Here is an 18,653-nt window from a genome sequence, read left to right as displayed (position 1 = left end):
ATAAATAGGATGAAATATGAATATCTGAAGAGATTAATAGGAATATATGGATTTCTTCATCATCATTTTGTCATTTATATTACTTCTCACTATAAAATTATAAATATATGAAAAAGAATTTTTGCGGTTTTTCACTCTATTTTAACAAAAAGGAGAACACCCTTTAACAAAAAAAGCTCGAGATACACTCGAACTTTTTTTATTTAATATTTATGTTTTGAACAAGCTTTAAAACATATTATTTTGATTTTATGAAGAAATACATGATGCTATTCATTAAAATAATGGTTACCACTATACTGATAGAGGCATTAAGTATATTAATTCGCTGATTATCTAATAAATAGGCTAACTCACCATTTATCACCTTGGGTATATCCAAATATGTAAACGGTACTAGATGTGCAATGGAATGAAGTGATTCTACTGAAGTAATAACAAACAATCCACCTATAGAAGTTAAGCCTGTTAGAAGCATAATCAAAATATGTTTACGCACAAAAATTGAATAATAAATAGATATTGTTAGGATGAATACCAGTAGAAGGATATACAGCAAACTACCTTCTAAAATATACTGCCCCATTGCGATAAAATGAAAAGGAAGCTCTTCACTATAAATGGTTGAGCTATTCAATCGATCGACACCATATTTCAAAACAGGGAAATACATATCTCCGAAACGATTTCCAATTAAACCAATAATAAGGATGGCCAGAATACTTCCTATCCCAATACATAGACTGAAGATAAGAGCACTGATATATTTGCTATAAAATATGGTCGCAAATGGAATAGGTTGAGTTTTCATAAAAGAAAGAGTATTCTTTTTACCAATCTCGTCGCTAAGTCCACCTCCAAATATGACAACTAAAATGAATATAATCAAAAAGTAAAACGCTGTATCATAAAGAAGATAGATTGAAAATATCGCAGTTGTATCTATTTTCCTCGTGTTTTCTCGCCAGCTTCTTTCATCCCATAAATTCTGATGCTGTTCATGAATCGTATAGACTAAATTAGAAGGTAAGACAGGTTCTAAATGATGTTGCTTTAACCACTTTTTCTCTTCGATACTTGCATCCAATGTAAAAGTCGTATAATCATAGTGATACTCAACAAAAGGAATTTCAATTTCACCCTTCCAAAGCCTATTTTCATGAATCCAGTAATCATAGTAGTCAGTCCAATTATCTTGATGATAGGAACTTCTAAGCGTTTTAATTCTTTTTAATTCTTCATATCGATTGTCATTTATTTGATATTGCTCTTCTAGATAAATTTGGAGCATTGCTAATTGAGCTTCCTCTTCTTCCGTTAAAGATTCTTTTGCTGCTAATGCCGCTACATTTTCTTCTCCCATTTGTATATCCATTTCAATATATGGAATGCTCTGTTCCTCTAAAGTCGTTATATCTCGATTAACCCATTCATTAAAAAATAATTCATTTTCGCTTTTTTGATAATTTAAATAGCCATAACAAGAAATGAGTGAAATAATTACGATAATAAGCGATAATTTCCATTTACCCAAACGGGTTCCTTTTCTTATTTCAAATAAAAAAGTAGCAATAAAAGGATGTTTTCTTGCGAGCTCTTCCCCTCGTTTAAAAGGCTTTAAAAAGTTACTTTGTTTATTAAAGACGAAATTGAATTTTAACAGAAAGAGAGAAAGGTAAAATAGAACAACAGAACTAATCACAAGAACCATAATCGGGATAAAAAACCCATATTCATTAGGATGTTCGATAATCATAGCTGGATTAACATATAGAAATGGATTACCACTGAACTGTAGCCATTCTATGTTATGAGTTAAAAAATATCCCATAACAAGTAAGAAAAACATACTTATAAGTGTTGTAAGTTTGGTTTGAAAAAGAACACTCAATACTAGTAATTTACTAACATAAAACATATAGATAGCGACAGACAAAAGTAATAATTTTAGCGAATATTCCCATGTTGAGATGTGAAAATCGCTCCCACTACCTTCAATAGGCTGAGGATAAACAAAGCTACCGAAATCTTGATGATAAAAAAAGGATACTAACATAGAAAGACTAATAATAGAAATTAACCAAATAATAGTGATAAAGAGAAAATTGATATATTTTGAAAGGAAAATTTTCTTGATAGAAACGGGCTGTGTAGATAAGGTTTTAATTGTATCATTTTCAAATTCATCACTAATGTAATCGCTAAAGAAAAAGGTTAAAATCAACAACCCCATGATTCCGCTAAACAAAAGTAAAATCATCTTCATAAAAGAAGTGGAAGTCACTGGATAATCACTAGATTCGATAGGTAATTGGTTTGCCACTAGTATTTTATTTTTCTCAATCCATTGATTTAACTCTTGCTCTGATAAGGCCGAATAACTTCCACCTAACTCCATATCTATCTGAACCTTTTCCAAAAAAGTTAATTCAAGCTGAGCTAATGCTTTCCAATCTTCTATTCTTATAATCTCTTGAATATCAAATATGACTTCGTTCATTTCTAAACTATTAAAATGTAATTCTCTATTACGCTCAGAAACAGTTTCACTACTTATCCCTTGCTCGTATTCAGCCATTATCGTAAAAACGTCCTGCTGATAATTTATCCAATTATCAAATTGATTCGTCGAAAATTCCTCTTGTAGTAAAACATTACGTAAGAATAAACTAACAATTATAATAAAAGAGACAGCAATTAAAAGTAGTAATTTATGGTTTCTCCAGCTTTTTTTCCATTCAAATAATAGGTTTGGCATGGTTTTGCTCCTTATTAAATAGTTCATTATAACGAGCTTCCGAACCAACCGATTGTCTACTAATATCTGTTATTTCAATCTCGCTTTCATAAAATTGCTTGAGTATAAAGTTAAGTTGTTCTTTTTTCGTTATCTCAACCTTTATACTAGTATCTACTACAGAAAATCCCACTTTTGTATTATTTAAAATATTTATGGCCTTATCTAAAGGTTGTACATTCATCATATAAAATGCAGTTTGATTATTTTTTAAATTTTCACTGATCAACTTTCCATCCTTAAGAAATAAAATATCAGAGGTCACTTGGTCAACTTCTGCTAGGTTATGTGAAGAAAGGAGAACTGTTGTTCCTTCATTTTTTAATTGTAATAACAGTTCACGGACACGGATTGAACTAGTAGGGTCAAGACCATTTAATGGTTCATCTAAAATTAAGAGTTTCGGTTTGTTAATAAGTGCCATTGTTAGGAGTAGATGCTGTTTCATTCCTAATGAATATTGCTTCACTTTTTTATGTATATATGAATCGATTCCTATGTAAGTGATTAATTCTAATAGCTGTTTTTTGGGTACAGAGTGCACCTCGGCTATAAATTGTAAATGATCATAGCCTGTTAAATGGTTATACAAAACAGAATTATCCTGCATATAGGATATATGTTTAAAAATAACGGGGTCTGTATTTTTCATTCCCATTATTTCTACGCTACCTTTATCAAATTTCTCTAAATTAGTGATAATGTTCATTAATGTCGACTTACCAGAGCCATTAGGAGCTACAAGAGCTGTGATTGTAGGAAAAGTAATCTCGAAAGACACTCCATTCAAAATAGGCTCTCTCCCATACTTTTTGTGAATATTCTCAACTTTTATAATCATAATTTCCCCCATTGTTTCATTCCTAAAAAACATTAATTATGTAAAAAATAACTATATACTAATTTTAACAATAAATAAATTTTTTTGTAAAATTAATTTAAGAATGTTCAATGTTTATATATTCTCTAAGTATGAAATGAGTAAGAGAAGACTTGATGTTAAAAAAAGCTTTTTAGAGGGAGAGGCTCGATCCATTCAGTCAATAGTTCGATTTTAATTGAAATTAGTATCGAGTAAATACTGTGGATGTTGATGGTAAATTAAGCACGCGTTCTTAACAGCGGGCAAGAATCAATTGTATTTGAATAGATTAAATATAATTTTTTTGTTTGACAATTCCTCACCTTCTATTATATAATTAAAAATTGTAGTATAAACCTATAAATAAATATTAATAATGGTTATGAAATAGATTGTTTCATAATAAGCTTAGGCAACAGACTGACGTGTCTATTATTTTATTTAATAGCACTGGATAAAAAGAACCATTTATATATGATGATATCATTTAGAAGTTACCCTCTCACACTTCTACTCTTAACAAGAGTATCTCTTATGCTTTTTTTTACCCTTCATTTTCACCTCATGAATTTATCCTGCTTATTTATTTTACACCCACTTTAATTTTGTAAAATACCCGTTCACAATCTATTTTTAGTTGCAGTCATACTAGACGTATCACTTAGCCTTCTTTACTTTAATTCACACTGGCGCGACCGAGGAGTCGTAAGGATGAAAGAGAGGTAGGGCTTTCATTGTTTTAGGTAATATCTAAGTTTTTTAACGCTAGAAGAATATCCAAATGAAGTTTTCACTGCATGAATAAAGCTTTCAAAGCTCTTGATAACCATTTGTGAATTCTATATTATAAAGAACTATAGGTTTATACCATTTTTTCTGCAGAATGATGGTGATTTTTCTTTTAATACTTCCATATTAAAGGAACCCACCTTCACTACATAAATCAATCTGTCTTCATTTTACTGTCATGAACTGGACCACTTTGAATAAGGAATCAAAGTAATGTTCATTCTAAGATAAAATTGGTAAACTATAAATAATACTAAAGTTGAATAACACCTTTTATGTACAGTTTGGGAGGATGTATGAAGCAGATGCTATCGAATCATAAGGTTATAATAGAAGCTCTTAATTATACACGAGCTGGAGTCTTAATTACGGATCCAAGTTTAAAGGATAATCCGATCGTTTACGCCAATCAAGGCTTTTTAGATATGACTGGCTATTCAATGGAAGAAATAATAGGAAAGAACTGTCGCTTTTTGCAAGGTGCAGAAACGCAAGAATCTGATATAGATAAAATCAGAGAAGGCGTTCAAAAGATGGAATCCGTTTTTGTAGAGTTAGTCAATTACAAAAAGGATGGAACTAAATTTTGGAATAGCCTATCTATAGATGCGCTTTATATAGCAGAAGAAGAGCGTTATTATTTTATAGGAGTACAAAAGGATGTAACCGACCGTAAAAAAGTAGAAGAAAAATATATCAAATCAGTAGAAGAGGTTAAGTCTTTAGCCTGTCCTATTGTGCCACTCATTAACGATATAGCTGTCATCCCATTAATTGGTGCAATGAGCGAGAAGCGCTTTAATACCGTTTTTCATTCAACATCCGATTATATTGTAAAAAACAAAACAAAAACACTTATTCTTGACGTTTCCGGTTTAACATCATTAACTGATTTTGACCTAGATGGAATCATAAAACTCAGATCAGTCCTCTCTTTACTAGGTGCAGAGATGCTACTGAGTGGGTTATCTAGCCATATAGCCATGCAGGCTATACAATTACAAGAGCACTTCCCACAAGATATGAAGACAGCTCCTTCAGTCAAAGCACTGTTAGAGCAATTAATTTAATATTGGAGAGCGCAGGGCCACCGAAAAACTGAGATGTTTTTCAGTGGTCTTAACTGTCTGTGCGCACCTGATGATGTTGGAGTGGCAGTTTTCCATGAAGGAGGCTGTAATCGTCGCTCCCTACGGAATCGGAAGTTAACTCCTGCAAAAGGTCAACTCAACCTCTTCCTATCATTCACCTTTTCAAGTCTTTTTTTAATAATCATAGTATGTTTTCAAAACTCAAGAGTTGTGCCACTGTTTAAATTTATTCGTTTTCTTTAATTGCTTTTATATATAAATCCTTTTCAAATTGGACTGCAATTGCCACATCCGTTGATACTGTTTTTATTTCAAATAAACTTGTACCAACTTTGTATTTATTTGAAAAGTTAATGTAATCACTTCTTGTATAATCATTTTCATCATCAGAATACCTTTCTACTTTAGCAATTTCTCCACCAATATCTTCTGATTGAATTACTTCTTCTGTTATAACATATATCTCTCCATCTAATTCTATAAAATCATACGCCCAGCTATGAGTAGAACACGCTGACAAAATGAAGAAGAAGGATAATAGAAAGCTTTTCATTAAAGAATTTTTCATTCAATCACTCCCTTAAAAAGTTTTATATCTCACATTAAACACCCTTTACAAAATAAGAAAAACCGTTAACTCTCTAATAAGAAACGTTTCAATTAGACAGTTAGTCTCATATATGTGTGAATGTGGCTGAAATGACTAATAAAAATTGAAGCTCTCCGTACTCTGGCTGATCGTGGCCTTCCTTTTGACGTTTTCAACAAAACCCTATTTAATTAAGGTTTCTTCGACTTAACTTACATCATACCCGGCATGATAGAGACAATTTCGCTTAGTTTCATAGATGTTTTTTTGGCTTTAGTATTACCCTATACCAAGGGAACCGCGCTCTCCACTCTTTTCTAAACCGCAAGCTCTTTATCAAGATTAGCTACTCCTTTAGCTACCTGCCCGTCTTCAAGCATGACGTCTATGACGATTTTTCCATCTGCCATTTACCTAACACCCCTATACAAAAGAATTGATTGTAAAGGGGATCGTTGGCTCTCTAACGGTTATCTACAGTATTAACCGTTGCACATTTAGGACATTTGATTTCTGCCTTTCCCTTAAGCTTCCTAATAACTTATTAAATTTCTTGCATCTCATTTCTCGCATCGCATCTCTTTTCTTTCATTCTTTCAGCGCCTTAATAGGCATAAAAAATAGCCACTCTAAAGAGTGACTAATTTATTTATAAAAGTTAAGATAATAACTGTTTTTTCTTCTCGTTAAATTCTTCCTCAGATATGATTCCTTCATCTAATAGGCTTTTGAATTTCTTAATCTCATCAGCTGCCGATAGTGGTGCTCCACTTTGATTTACTGCTGCACTCTTCTTTTGTTTGTCACAAATCAATTGAAACATCGAAAGACATTCTTCTGCATATTTAATATGTTGCTGATAAACGATACCATTCTTTTTTGTATTGGTATTAAGAAGATTAATATAAACAGTAGGATTATGAACATCATCGACCGTAACTTTCACTTTCAGACTAGTACAAACACCCTTACTTGTCTTGTTGCCTGTTACTCCACCGACTACAGCACCAACACCACCAAATAAAGCGCCTCCTACTAAAGCTCTACCTAAACCACCGCTAGCAATTGACTCTCCATCTTCTAACAATTCAAAATGGATAATATCTTCGAACTTATATATTGTGGATTTATCTCTCTTACCAAGGAAAGATGATAAAACTAACCATTTTTCATTATCCGTATCAAACTCAACGTACGAACCTATTTTTTTAGTTGGATTGAAATTGGCTATTTCATTTTTACTTTCTGACTTTCTTCCTATAGCTGATTTAACTTGTGCAGAAGTCATACTAATAATATCTTCTCTCTTTAGTCCTGCTAACTTCATACATTTAGCGCAAACTATTTCCTTATTTGCTATCGCAACTCGATTTATGAATGGTACTTCATTACTACAAGTTGCACAAACTGCCTTAAAACTAAACATCCCCATACAAACCACCTCCAATAGTCTATACGTCCTAGTATAGAGAAAGTTTCACTTTATTGGAAGATTATTCTTCATGTAATTAGATCAAATCAAAAGGACGCTTCCGATAAAATGCAAGCACTTTACGGAAACATCCTTGAACAGCTAAATTAGCACGTTTTTAAAAGCTTTGTGTGTTTTTATCAAAAATCACCACTTCAAAACGATGAAAACTCTATTAAATTAAGGTTTCTTCGAGTTAACTTACATCATACCCGGCATACTATTTCCTAATACGTGTAGTTTTATAAGATTTTACGTAGATTCGTAATATTGACTCTTATAGTTAAATAGAGAAGATTTATTCCGTTCAAATTCATCCTTTATATTTTATTTGTTACCTTTTGTTACCTTTTTAGAATTTAGTGACCTCTTTCATTAGGGGTCACACAATTCCTTCCCCTTCTATTAATATGTCGATCCTCTCACAGATTTCCAACTGTCACCCTACATCCTCAGTAGCGCTTGCTAAATAACTCAACTCATATAGATTGACTATCTTTCGGACAAAGTGCATATTGGCTTTTAAACAGATTTCTGAGTCGTCATATTCCTGCTCATTTAATTCCCCGACTGCTCGATATAACTTAACTCTGCTAACCTCTTATGAAATGGCATCACTACAAACATATTATCATCTCCCTTACTACACTATATGAGATGATTCAACAAAAATGCATGTACAGTTAAATAAATTATTCTATTCTATAATTTTCATATATCCTCTACTCTCATATCAAGCTCCTTAGCAATTTTTAAGGCTGTGCTAAGTTTAGGGTCATTACCATTTACAATCTTGTTTATAGCAGCTGTAGTGAGTCCTACTCTTGATGCTAATATCTTTTGGTTGATGTCATCTCTTCGGGCCAGTATTACTTTTAATTCCGTTTCCATATAATCACCTCGCTAATTAATTCAACGAGAGTTATATATTTTCCTTTTTAGGATTGATTCAAAGAACGTATGTTTCTATAATGATTGAAAGGAGATGATTGTATGAGTGAAGCTATCCATTTGAGACGAGGGAATAAACTATGGCAGACATCTTTCATGTTGCCTGAGCACGTGGAAGAGCTACATAAATTAAAATATGAAGAAAGCAAAGTACCTCAACCAATGCTTGACGAGCAGGAATTATATGAGCTTGGATTAGTCGCTCATGACAGCCTAAGCACACATTAGGTGTAAAAGTGAGATATTGGGAAGATGGTTTTTATAAGGATGTTGTGGGGATAGTTGGACATATTGACCATCAAAGAGACCGCTTCAAATTAAGTGTAGAAGAAGATTTCATCTGGATTGATATTGATAAACTAAGTCACATCGAAAGGATTTGATTTTTTGGATATGGTCATGGAACAGAAAATATTGAGGATTGTCACTAATAGGTCGAGAGAACGGAAAGAGACTAAAATACAAACCTTATCCAGGTTAAGTGGTGTAGAAGAGGAAAGGTTAAAAAGAATGATATTGAAATTGGAGAAGGAAAATAAATTAAGGGTAACTAATGGTCTGATTCAATAGTATTATTTTTTCCCTTTTATTCTAAATTCAACTCTAGTATAATTGTCAGAGTATAATTTTGTATATATAGGGGGAAATTACTATGAAAAAGTATTTATTAGGGTCAGCCTTACTAGCGGTGTCTATTACATTAGGCGCGTGTGGAGATTCTGACGACTCCAGCAACTCATCAGAAGAAACTACTAACCAAACAGAAGAAGCGGCAGAAACATCATCCGATAATTCAGAAGTGGATATTTACACTGCCGAAGCAGGAGATACAGTTGTGGATGAGTATGTAGGTGAATATCACTTTACTGATGTAATCAACGTTAACGAAAATTTTACTTCTGGTCCTATCGAAGGTGTATTTGAATCAGTTAAAGTCGGAACTTTCACACCAGAAGATGAAGGAGATACGTTGAATATCGTTACAGTCGTTGCGACCACAGAGAACACATCGGATGATCAAGCTACCTTTAGCCTTTTCGGTGCAATTTTAACCACTGATACCGGACAACAAATAGATGCTGAGATGGGGCTTAATGACGGAGAATCTACACACATAGGTAAAGTCAATCATGAACAATACGTTACTTATAATCTAGGAAACGAAACAATCGAGGATATTAATGAATTAAATTTTCACATCAGAAGTACATCAGTAGATAATACATCAGTGGGCGAAGACTTCACAATTACAGTAGAAACAAATTAATTAAGAAGCCCTCTTTTATGAGGGCTCTTTTTTTAGAACATATGAGACTAAGTTTGTTGACCGACAATCCCATCAACTAACAATCCACGCTTACGTTGGTACTCTCTGACTGCACGCTATAAGTGGAAGAATGTTCACGAAAGTAAATGCAAGGTTAAGACAAATATCGACAAATTATCCTATGATTCTACCATATTCTGATAAAATCAATCTTTTTATGGTAGTTCTTTTGGTACATTTAAACAGAGCTATAAACTTAAATCCGTTACAAACTTCGGTCATTTCTATTATTCTGACATAGGTACAATTTGTTCTTAACACGTTTCTAAAGTAATAAACCGCTATGTTGAAAAGTTCTAAAGGAGCCATACAGACTATAATAATTGACTGACAATTAAATTTCCTTAGTAATTGATGGTTTCACTTACACGCTATTCTATTTTTATTAAAAGATAGGAGAAAATTATGTTTTTTCAAGAAATCAAAACAAGCAAAGGGAATAAAGATGGATTTGTATGGCAGATGGTCCTAGAGATCCAGTTACAGGAAAAAGAAACCTCATTAAACGAAGAGGGAAATCGAAAAAAGAAGCTAAGAAACGAATTGAAGATGCTATTAGAGCTTTAGAGGAAAATGGTTTGAGCGAAAGAGAACATAAGAAAATTATATTCTCGCAGGTAGCTAATGAATGAATGGACACCTACATTAAAACAGGAGTAAAAAAAAGCACCGTTAGAATAAGAGAGAAAGAACTTAATGTTCTGAGTAAATACCTTGCAGCTGCTCCTATTGCATCTATCAATTATTCTATCTATCAAAAATTAATCAATAAATTAGATGATGATTATGCTAGGACAACCATTAAAGGTATACACTCTACCGCTAGAATAATTTTCAAATTTGCTATTAGTGTAAAGAAAATCCAACCGGTGATATTATTATTACGATAGCTCGCCAAACGGTTGAAGAAGTAAAAACAGATATAATCAGCGAAAAGTACCTGAACATAATGAATTAAGTATGTTCTTTGGGGCTTTAGAAAAACATGGTTTGGAATATGACAAGGAACGTTTTTATGCATTAGCCTTTTTTGGTATGAGACCTGGGGAACTTTGTGCTTGCAAAAATCTGATTTAGATTTTACTAACAATACTATTTCTATCACTAAAACCATTTACAATGAAAATAACAAGAAAAAATTAATCTTAAGAAACTCAATGGACGACTATCGTGACAAAGATTTTTTATTCGCTCGTACAAATGGATATCCCTTCATCACAAAAAATGTAGCTGAGAGAATAAAACGTATAATCGGGTTTACTGATATTAAGAAAAAAGCAACTCCTCATTTTTTTAGACACACTCATATTAGTATGTTGACAGAAGCGAAAGTAGATATTGCTACCATTATGAAACGTGTCGGTCATGAGGATATGAACACGACTATGCAAATCTACACTCACGTTACTAATAAAATGAAAAAAGATGCCCCGTTACAAGTTAACAACTTATATCGAGACATCTTAAAAAACGTAAATTTATAAAAATGTTACCTTTTTGTTACCTTTTCAGTAAATTAGAGCTTTTTATTCAGCTTAAACCCTTGGTATATAAGGATTCATACGGTCAAACTTACATCATACCCGGCATTCCGCCGCCCATGCCGCCCATATCAGGCATTGCTGGAGCTTCTTCTGGAATGTCTGCTACAACTGCTTCTGTTGTTAAGAACATAGCAGAAACAGAAGCTGCATGTTGAAGGGCTGAACGAGTTACTTTAGTTGGGTCAACGATACCAGCGTCAACCATGTTTACCCATTCACCAGTCGCAGCGTTGAATCCAAATCCAGGCTCTTGACCTTTGATTTTTTCAACAATTACAGAGCCTTCAAGACCTGCATTGTGTGCGATTTGACGTAACGGCTCTTCTAAAGCACGTAATACGATGCTTACACCTGTAGCTTCGTCGCCCTTTGCGTCAACAGCTTTAACGGCTGCTGATACACTTACAAGAGCAGTACCACCACCAGCAACTATACCTTCTTCAACAGCTGCACGAGTTGAGTTTAGTGCATCCTCAATACGGAGTTTACGCTCTTTTAGCTCAGTCTCTGTTGCCGCTCCAACTTTAAGCACAGCAACTCCACCAGCTAATTTTGCTAAACGCTCTTGTAATTTTTCTTTATCAAAATCAGAAGTGGTTTCTTCCACTTGTGCTTTCAATTGATTCACACGAGCTGAGATTTGAGATGGTTCTCCCGCACCTTCAACAATTGTTGTGTTTTCTTTTGTCACAACAACCTTGCTCGCACGACCTAATTGCTCGATTCCAGCTGATTTTAGGTCAAGACCTAAATCTTCCGTAATCACTTCACCACCAGTTAAGATAGCAATATCTTCTAGCATTGATTTACGGCGGTCACCGAACCCTGGTGCTTTTACCGCTACTGCGTTAAATGTACCACGTAATTTATTCACAACTAAAGTTGCTTGAGCTTCACCTTCAACATCTTCTGCCACAATTAAGATAGGCTTACCTTGTTGAACCACTTGCTCAAGAACTGGAAGGATTTCTTGAATGTTAGAAATCTTTTTATCTGTAATTAGGATATAAGGATTATCTAAAACAGCTTCCATTTTATCAGAATCTGTAACCATATAAGGAGAAACAAATCCACGATCAAATTGCATACCTTCTACCACTTCTAGTTCTGTAGAGAAGCCTTTTGATTCTTCAATTGTGATAACACCATCGTTACCTACACGCTCCATTGCTTCAGCGATAATTTGTCCAACCTCTTCATCAGCAGATGAAATAGCCGCAACTTGCGCAATTGATGCTTTACCTTCGATTGGTTTCGCAATAGATTGTAGCTCTTTTACTGCTGCAGTCGTTGCTTTTTCAATCCCTTTACGAATGCCCATTGGGTTAGCCCCTGATGTAACATTTTTAAGACCTTCACGAATCATTGCTTGAGCTAATACAGTTGCTGTAGTCGTACCATCACCAGCAATGTCATTTGTTTTACTTGCTACTTCTGCAACAAGCTTCGCTCCCATATTTTCGAAAGCATCCTCTAATTCGATTTCTTTTGCAATCGTTACACCATCATTCGTAATTAAAGGGGAACCGAATTTTTTTTCAAGAACAACATTACGTCCCTTTGGTCCTAATGTTACTTTTACGGCATTTGCAAGTGTATCTACTCCACGAAGCATTGCGCGACGCGCATCTTCACTGAATTTAATTTCTTTAGCCATTTTCTCTACCTCCTAGATATATTCATAATAAAGAGTATTTTCGAGATATATTAACCGATTACGGCAAGAATATCACTTTCACGAAGGATTAAATATTCTTTTCCATCGTACTTTAATTCTGTTCCAGCATATTTAGAGAAAATAATGCTATCGCCTTCTTTTACCTCTAATGCAATACGCTCACCATTATCTGTAACGCGACCTGCACCTACAGCAACCACTTTTCCTTCCTGTGGCTTTTCTTTAGCTGAGTCTGGTAAAACAATCCCACTCGCTGTTTTTTCCTCAGTTTCTACTTGCTCAATAACAATACGATCACCTAATGGCTTTAACAAGGAAAACAACCTCCTTCAAGTGCTTAATATGTAATAGTATTATTAGCACTCGTTAGTATAGAGTGCTAACACAATTATTATAATAATCATTCCATGATTTTTTTGCAAGTATTTCAACGCAATTTTTTCTATTTTTTTCTCGACATTTATATATGAAATCTTGCAAGAAAGAGCGTTCTCATTTCTTTCGATTTAGAATCGCTTTATAGGTTTATACTAGTAAAGGATAACGTTTCATATACATCTTAAGAAGAAAGCTAGAAATGAAGCAAAGAAATTTGATAAGCGTCTCTTTCTGCTTATTTGGTTAGGCTATGATAAAATAAATAACAATGACTAGTAAAGGAGCTACATCATGAATAAAAGATACTGGCTTGTAATACTTACATACATATTAGTAGCACAAATAGCAACATTACCTATATTTAGAATACTACTATTATTTGATATTGAACGTGTGATCCTACCTGGTTTAGCAACTATGATTGCGTTTATTTTTGCCTTTATCATTATTTTGTTTTTACTTCGTCCTGATATGAAAAATCGGCACGACGTAGCTGGACGCTCGACACGTATTGAAGCCTCTGTTTGGGCAGTCCTTGGTATTTTTATGGCTTACGGCTCTCAGGTTGTTGCCAATATTATTGAACAGACTGTTTTAGGTATTGACCCCGGATCTGAGAATACAGCAGGTATTATCTCGATGATATTAGACTTTCCGTTAATGGCTTTAGTTGTCACGATTATCGGTCCTATACTTGAAGAAATTGTTTTTCGTATGATTATATTTGGAGCTCTTTATAAAAGGTTTAACTTTTTTATTGCCGCTTTTGTTAGCTCACTCATTTTCGCAGCGGTTCATACTGATTTTTCCCATTTATTGATTTATACTGCAATGGGATTTGTATTTGCTTATTTATATGTAAAAACGAAACGTATCTTAGTTCCTATTATTGCTCATGTGGCTATTAATACGATGGCAGTACTCATCAATATTCTTTTTCCTGATTTAATTGAAGATATATTAGAACAATCTGAACAGATACAGCAAGTTACACAGTTTATTGGAGGCTTTTTATGAGATTTTCACCTATAACCATTGCACTAGTATATTGTGCAATGGGTGTTATTTTTGTCTTTTTTGCCATTGATGTTGTTGGGAGGTCCGGTTGGAATGTATGGGCTTTTCTCTTAATCGCATTCGCTGCTTTTGACTTCTTAGTAGCCATTCGATATTTTCAATTGCGTCATGCGATTAAAAAAATGCGCGATCAAAATAAAAAACACGACGACTAAACTAATAACCACCTACGAATGGGTAGGTGGTTTTTTTAAAATTATATAAAATCTTTTTGTGAATTATCCACCTTTCATACCTTTATATCCTCTTTTTAGTAAGATATCTTCATTCACTTCATCTTGATTTTGGTATAAGATGACTCCTTCACTTGTTTCTAACCATTTCAAAAAATCTTCTTTTGTTACAATCGGTTTTTCTAATGCCTTTTTGTCTACGTTAAAAGATAGTGTATTGGTATGATCCAATACTATATTTTCATTATATTGATTTTCTACTTTTAAAAAATCTTCCCAAAACTTTTTATATTGAGGAGAACTGGTTTCAATCAGTCGAGATGTTTGCGACTGGTTCCCCCATTTAACGGTCATCGTTGACCCATTATACTCTACATGAAAGTCAAGCTCTTGATTGACTCTTGGTACATCATGACGTTCCATCACTTTTGCATCCATAGTTAAAGCTCCGTAACTAATCAAACAGGCCAGAAATAAAACAACAGCCGAGCTAATAATTTGCTTTTTCATTATGAAGCCCTCCATATTAGTTAATTTAGCATTTATTTTCATCAGAATAATTGTTGTAAATTATGTAATTCTAAAAAACAGCTCTATATATGCAATAGTTCCTTTATAATCGCTATGTTTACACTTCTCTTCAATACCCAGAACTTGATTTTTTAAAACATTTATTCAAATTTATTTAATATTTTTTCATAATTACCCTCAATTGAACTCGTTCATTTTAACCAAATAAAAAAGGACAACAAAAGCTGTCGCCCTTTTTTAATCCACTTAATTACTCACTTGCTCAAGGTTTTCCTCTTTTGATTTCTTTTCTAACAAATAAGCAATTGGTAATAATAATAAAGTTAAAATCCCAACAACGATAAATGCTTCATTAATCGCTTGAATACTGGCTTGCTGTAATGAATCAACATTTGGGAATATGTGTCCTCTTCTTACCTCATAAAAAATTGAAATAAAAACGACTGAAAATGCAGAGCTCATCTGTCTAGCGACATTATTAAGCGCAGATCCTCTTGAAATCAACCGGTCTGGTATGGCGTTCATACCTGTCGTCGTAGAGGGCATAGAGCTTAGTCCATTACCGATTCCACGAATAGCCATCCAAAATATGATAAAAAACAAGGTCGTTTCTAATGACATAAAACCCATCGCCAATGTTCCCACACCTGTTATTAATAAACCTGAGGTAATAACTCCTCTAGCTCCCTTAACATCTAGGATTCGCCCTCCTACCGTCATAAAAATACCAGTAAACAGAGCAGAAGGCAAAAAGACTAATCCAGTCATAACAGCACTCAAACCATAAACCTGTTGAATCAATAAAGGTATTAAAAATATTCCTGAAAATAAACCAACTGAAGAAATAGTTGTCAATAAGATGCTATACGTATAAACAGGTATTTTAAATAAGCTTAAATCTAACAGTGGCTGCTTTGCCGAGCTCTCGACTTTAACAAAAATAATTAAGCTTAAAACTCCGATTAATAGTAAAGCTATATTTTCAAAAGTAAGCAAATTCGCTATTTCAGACATTCTACCGAGCGCGAATAAAATGCTCCCTACTCCAATCGTAACAAATACAAATCCTTTTAAATCAAAAGCAACATTTTTGTTCGCGTTACTTTGAGGTAAGTACTTCCAAGCAAACCACAATCCTAATAAACCAAATGGAGCATTGGTAATAAACAAGTAATGCCAACTCGTTGTTTCTAATAAAATCCCTCCAATGGTTGGTCCAATCGTTGGTGCCATCATGGATGCAATTCCCCATACACCGGTCGCAAGTCCACGTTCTTTTTTAGGAAAGGCTTCAAAAATTAATGCCATGGAGAGAGGCATCATAATTCCGCCTCCAATTCCCTGTAGACCCCTAAAGAGAATTAAGGAGCTTAAATTCCATGCAAAGGCACCTATAATAGAACCACAGACAAAAATAGCTAACCCAATGAGATAAATTCTTTTTTTGCCAAATCGATCTCCCAAATATCCTGTAACTGGAACTGTCATACCCATCGTAACCATAAATATGGTTATAATCCAACCCGTTGCCACAACATTCGTATCAAAAACTTCCATAAACTGTGGCACAGCAGGATTTAACATACTATTATTTAATATCATTGTAAAAGATCCTAATAATACAGCGACTACGACTAGCCATTTCTTTTGTTGTTGCTTCATCGTTACACACCATTTCGTCTCTCTAAATTTTTTCTCATTTATAGTATAGCATGTTTTAATTGTTTATATTTCTCATATGTTCTCCTTTATTAAAAGGCTATTATCTTCAGATAATTTGAGTCAGCACACTGATTTTAGAATGAAAATACTAGTTAAATGGGAAGAATTCTGTTTTCTCCTCTCCAGAAAACATATCCTTTACTTTGAATTGGTTATCTTTTACTTCGTTTTCGCCAATTATAATAACGTTACGAATTCTCTCTTTGTTTGCCTTTTCAAGAGCTTTTCCTAATTTTTTGTTACTCATTTCATACTCTACTTTATAGCCTTTATTTCTTAAATCATTGGCTAACAGTAAAGATTCTTTTGTTGTATTTAATGGAATAATATAATAATCAATATTCGAATTCTCTTTTAACTCGCCTTTTGATGAACCGATAGCTGTATAAATCACATCTAAGCCAAATGAAATTCCCACTGTTGAAAAATGTTCATTGGTTCCTATCAACCCACCAATCGCGTTATCATACCTTCCGCCACTCCCAATACTAGATTTAATAGAACGATCCGTTAAAAATATTTCATAAACAATACCTGTATAAATCTCTAATCCTCTTGCTAAAAATGGATTAAACTCGCACTTTGTTTCAACAGAAAGAAGTTTTAAATAAGATTCTAATTCTTTTAATTCTATTAAGCCTTTCCTTACCTCCTCACTTTGTTCAGCAAAAGATTCGAAATAACTCAAATTGACATTTCCATCATCCGTTAAAAACTGCTTAATTAATGTAATGGCAGAATTTGATAAGCCTTGGTTATTGAGCTCAGAAACAACTGCTTCTAATCCTACTTTTTCAATTTTATCTAGTATTAAAATGACATGATTGATTTTGTCGTACTCTGTACCAAATAGTACAAGCATTCCTGATAGTAACTTTCGGTTATTGTATTGTATCGTTACATTTACATCCAGTTTTCTAAATGCATCCAATGCCATAACCATCAATTCAGCTTCAGCTATTTGTGTATCAATACCTACAATATCGACATCACATTGTGTAAATTCTCGATATCTTCCTGTTTTAATCGGTCCATCTCTAAATACTTTTCCCATTTCATATCGCTTAAAAGGCATCTTTAGAGATGGGTTCATTGCTACAACCTTAGCAAAAGGTATCGTGAGGTCATAGCGTAAAGCTAATTCTCTTCCTCCCCTATCAGTTAATGTATACATCTCTTCTAAAATAGCGGCCCCACCACCATACTTAGAAGCTAGTAATTCGGTGTAATTTAATATAGGAGTTTCCAATGGTTTACAACCATATTGGATGAAGACATCTTCTAATGTTCTTCTAATATCCCTTCTTACTACTTCAGCATTTGGTAGGTAATCTTGAGTTCCTTTTACATTTTGATAATCCATTTTCTTCATTTTCTTTTCCTCCAATTTTTGAGTAAAATAAAAAACCGCACTTGATTTAAGTGTTGAGACTTAATCAAATACGGTTTAATAATAAATAGCCTTCCTATTTGCGATTTTTAAAATCGGATAGCGAGGCTATTAGATATGATGATGTAGTTGTGAGAACAAAATAAATGTCTTTTTAAATAAATTCATATACTCACCTCTAAATTCCATTAAATGTATCATAATATGAGGGTGTTTTCAATATAATCTTTTCTCCTAAAACAGCTGCTTTAGTCCATTTATCCTCTAGAACCCTCCTGTTTCT

Annotated in this window: 19 protein-coding genes and 2 pseudogenes; 9 read left to right on the top strand and 12 right to left on the bottom strand. The window is 33.6% G+C overall.

All coding sequences use genetic code 11. The features are described 5' to 3' along the window. Positions 1–238: 238 nt before the first annotated feature. On the bottom strand, positions 239–2,758 hold the full coding sequence (locus AZF04_RS06670; RefSeq protein WP_061948075.1) for an ABC transporter permease: 2,520 nt from the start codon (positions 2,756–2,758) through the stop codon (positions 239–241). Further along, positions 2,739–3,638: an ABC transporter ATP-binding protein gene (locus AZF04_RS06665; RefSeq protein WP_064504078.1), complete on the bottom strand. Its 900-nt coding sequence runs from the start codon at positions 3,636–3,638 to the stop codon at positions 2,739–2,741. Before AZF04_RS06665 ends, AZF04_RS06670 begins: the two co-directional genes overlap by 20 nt. Before the next feature lie 1,106 nt (positions 3,639–4,744). Here AZF04_RS06665 and ytvA point away from each other — a divergent pair. Further along, positions 4,745–5,518 (top strand): YtvA family blue-light photoreceptor, encoded by a 774-nt coding sequence (gene ytvA, locus AZF04_RS06660; RefSeq protein WP_061948074.1) that lies wholly within the window; start codon positions 4,745–4,747, stop codon positions 5,516–5,518. Positions 5,519–5,765: 247 nt separating this feature from the next. On the opposite strand, the gene AZF04_RS06655 is transcribed toward ytvA, so the two are convergent. The 4 genes and pseudogenes from AZF04_RS06655 to AZF04_RS06645 all read right to left on the bottom strand — a co-directional run bounded on the left by AZF04_RS06655 (position 5,766) and on the right by AZF04_RS06645 (position 8,490). Next, complete coding sequence (locus AZF04_RS06655; RefSeq protein WP_052340213.1) at positions 5,766–6,107, bottom strand: hypothetical protein; 342 nt, start codon at positions 6,105–6,107, stop codon at positions 5,766–5,768. Positions 6,108–6,786: 679 nt separating this feature from the next. Beyond that, positions 6,787–7,560 carry an SHOCT domain-containing protein gene (locus AZF04_RS06650; RefSeq protein WP_061948073.1) on the bottom strand — a complete coding sequence of 258 codons (774 nt, stop codon included), beginning with the start codon at positions 7,558–7,560 and terminating at the stop codon, positions 6,787–6,789. A 478-nt stretch (positions 7,561–8,038) separates the two neighbouring features. Beyond that, a pseudogene (locus AZF04_RS22145) lies at positions 8,039–8,155 on the bottom strand (DUF7667 family protein); the annotation flags it as partial. A 155-nt stretch (positions 8,156–8,310) separates the two neighbouring features. Then, complete coding sequence (locus AZF04_RS06645; protein WP_061948072.1) at positions 8,311–8,490, bottom strand: helix-turn-helix transcriptional regulator; 180 nt, start codon at positions 8,488–8,490, stop codon at positions 8,311–8,313. A 102-nt stretch (positions 8,491–8,592) separates the two neighbouring features. On the opposite strand from AZF04_RS06645, the gene AZF04_RS21905 reads away from it, so the two are divergent. The 3 genes from AZF04_RS21905 to AZF04_RS06630 all read left to right on the top strand — a co-directional run bounded on the left by AZF04_RS21905 (position 8,593) and on the right by AZF04_RS06630 (position 9,817). Then, entirely contained in the window at positions 8,593–8,778 is a 186-nt protein-coding gene (locus tag AZF04_RS21905) for a YolD-like family protein (protein WP_061948071.1), read from the top strand. Between the two features lie 8 nt (positions 8,779–8,786). After that, the gene (locus tag AZF04_RS21900; RefSeq protein ID WP_082795343.1) at positions 8,787–8,933 is read left to right on the top strand and encodes a YolD-like family protein; all 147 of its coding nucleotides are present in this window, start codon (positions 8,787–8,789) and stop codon (positions 8,931–8,933) included. Between the two features lie 269 nt (positions 8,934–9,202). Beyond that, the gene (locus tag AZF04_RS06630) at positions 9,203–9,817 is read left to right on the top strand and encodes a hypothetical protein (protein ID WP_061948069.1); all 615 of its coding nucleotides are present in this window, start codon (positions 9,203–9,205) and stop codon (positions 9,815–9,817) included. 47 nt (positions 9,818–9,864) lie between these two features. Here the strand turns inward: AZF04_RS06630 and AZF04_RS22020 are convergent. Beyond that, a pseudogene (locus AZF04_RS22020) lies at positions 9,865–9,927 on the bottom strand (peptidoglycan-binding domain-containing protein); the annotation flags it as partial. Positions 9,928–10,332: 405 nt separating this feature from the next. On the opposite strand from AZF04_RS22020, the gene AZF04_RS21520 reads away from it, so the two are divergent. The 3 genes from AZF04_RS21520 to AZF04_RS21510 all read left to right on the top strand — a co-directional run bounded on the left by AZF04_RS21520 (position 10,333) and on the right by AZF04_RS21510 (position 11,361). Then, positions 10,333–10,509 carry a hypothetical protein gene (locus AZF04_RS21520; RefSeq protein WP_235599937.1) on the top strand — a complete coding sequence of 59 codons (177 nt, stop codon included), beginning with the start codon at positions 10,333–10,335 and terminating at the stop codon, positions 10,507–10,509. Continuing rightward, entirely contained in the window at positions 10,510–10,767 is a 258-nt protein-coding gene (locus AZF04_RS21515; RefSeq protein WP_061948068.1) for a hypothetical protein, read from the top strand. It begins immediately after the preceding gene. Between the two features lie 168 nt (positions 10,768–10,935). Then, positions 10,936–11,361: a tyrosine-type recombinase/integrase gene (locus AZF04_RS21510; protein WP_061948067.1), complete on the top strand. Its 426-nt coding sequence runs from the start codon at positions 10,936–10,938 to the stop codon at positions 11,359–11,361. An 88-nt stretch (positions 11,362–11,449) separates the two neighbouring features. Here AZF04_RS21510 and groL read toward each other — a convergent pair whose 3' ends face one another. Together groL and groES are read right to left on the bottom strand one after the other, a co-directional pair. Then, positions 11,450–13,078 (bottom strand): chaperonin GroEL, encoded by a 1,629-nt coding sequence (gene groL / locus AZF04_RS06615; RefSeq protein ID WP_045488194.1) that lies wholly within the window; start codon positions 13,076–13,078, stop codon positions 11,450–11,452. Positions 13,079–13,128: 50 nt separating this feature from the next. Then, positions 13,129–13,413 carry a co-chaperone GroES gene (gene groES / locus AZF04_RS06610; protein ID WP_045488192.1) on the bottom strand — a complete coding sequence of 95 codons (285 nt, stop codon included), beginning with the start codon at positions 13,411–13,413 and terminating at the stop codon, positions 13,129–13,131. Between the two features lie 355 nt (positions 13,414–13,768). Between groES and AZF04_RS06605 the strand changes: the two genes are divergently transcribed. Together AZF04_RS06605 and AZF04_RS06600 are read left to right on the top strand one after the other, a co-directional pair. Then, positions 13,769–14,494 (top strand): CPBP family intramembrane glutamic endopeptidase, encoded by a 726-nt coding sequence (locus AZF04_RS06605; protein ID WP_045488189.1) that lies wholly within the window; start codon positions 13,769–13,771, stop codon positions 14,492–14,494. Then, positions 14,491–14,709: a YdiK family protein gene (locus AZF04_RS06600; RefSeq protein ID WP_045488187.1), complete on the top strand. Its 219-nt coding sequence runs from the start codon at positions 14,491–14,493 to the stop codon at positions 14,707–14,709. The genes AZF04_RS06605 and AZF04_RS06600 overlap by 4 nt, the downstream gene beginning before the upstream one ends. 63 nt (positions 14,710–14,772) lie before the next feature. Here the strand turns inward: AZF04_RS06600 and AZF04_RS06595 are convergent, their stop codons facing one another. The 3 genes from AZF04_RS06595 to AZF04_RS06585 form a co-directional block, all read right to left on the bottom strand. Next, positions 14,773–15,237 (bottom strand): hypothetical protein, encoded by a 465-nt coding sequence (locus AZF04_RS06595; protein ID WP_061948066.1) that lies wholly within the window; start codon positions 15,235–15,237, stop codon positions 14,773–14,775. A 267-nt stretch (positions 15,238–15,504) separates the two neighbouring features. After that, positions 15,505–16,920, bottom strand: coding sequence for an MDR family MFS transporter (locus tag AZF04_RS06590; protein WP_061948065.1), 1,416 nt, complete (start codon positions 16,918–16,920; stop codon positions 15,505–15,507). Between the two features lie 148 nt (positions 16,921–17,068). Then, the gene (locus AZF04_RS06585) at positions 17,069–18,352 is read right to left on the bottom strand and encodes a histidine--tRNA ligase (protein ID WP_061948064.1); all 1,284 of its coding nucleotides are present in this window, start codon (positions 18,350–18,352) and stop codon (positions 17,069–17,071) included. Positions 18,353–18,653: the final 301 nt, after the last annotated feature.

It is taken from the genome of Alkalihalobacillus trypoxylicola (assembly GCF_001590785.1).
Lineage (GTDB): Bacteria > Bacillota > Bacilli > Bacillales > Bacillaceae_D > Alkalihalobacillus > Alkalihalobacillus trypoxylicola.
The sequence above is the reverse complement of the archived record's forward strand: the minus strand, read 5'-3'. Positions and strand labels throughout refer to the sequence as shown.